Source organism: Streptomyces aculeolatus (genome assembly GCF_020400605.1).
Lineage (GTDB): Bacteria > Actinomycetota > Actinomycetes > Streptomycetales > Streptomycetaceae > Streptomyces > Streptomyces aculeolatus.
Map to the genome: position 1 here is coordinate 1 of NZ_JAINRD010000098.1, position 529 is coordinate 529.

Consider the following 529-nt stretch of genomic DNA (forward strand, 5'->3'; position numbering starts at 1 on the left):
CCGCCGGGTGGACCTGCCCACCTACGCCTTCCAACGCGAACACTACTGGCTGGACGGGGGTCTTCCCCACGGCGTAGGCGACGTGCGCGAGCTGGGGCTTGGAGCAGCGGACCATCCTCTGCTCGGTGCGGCCGTACGGGTGGCCGGCGAAGACGAGTGGTTGCTGACCGGGCGCCTGTCGGCCGCCGCGCATCCCTGGCTGATGGACCACGTGGTCGCCGGGAAGGCCGTCGTCCCCGGGACGGCGCTGCTGGAGGTCGTAGTCCGTGCAGCGGATCAAGTCGGCTGTGACGAGATCGAGGAACTCACGCTCCAGGCCCCTCTGCTGTTGCCAGAACACGACGTTGTACAGCTCCAGGTGCGGGTCGGCGCTGAGGATGTGCATGGCCGCCGCGAGACGAAAATATACTCTCGGCTCGATGACCGCGAAATGGACATCGACCATCCCTGGACCTGTCATGCCGTGGCCACGGTTGTAACCGGCGACCCCGATCAGACGGTGGCTGTGGGTTCTGTTGGGTGGGGTGGG

The 529-nt window shown here is 66.9% G+C and carries 1 protein-coding gene; it reads left to right on the plus strand.

The features are described 5' to 3' along the window. Nucleotides 1-139: 139 nt before the first annotated feature. Nucleotides 140-529: polyketide synthase dehydratase domain-containing protein (locus tag LG396_RS38870; RefSeq protein ID WP_308190169.1), on the plus strand; the 390-nt coding region annotated here is incomplete at its 3' end.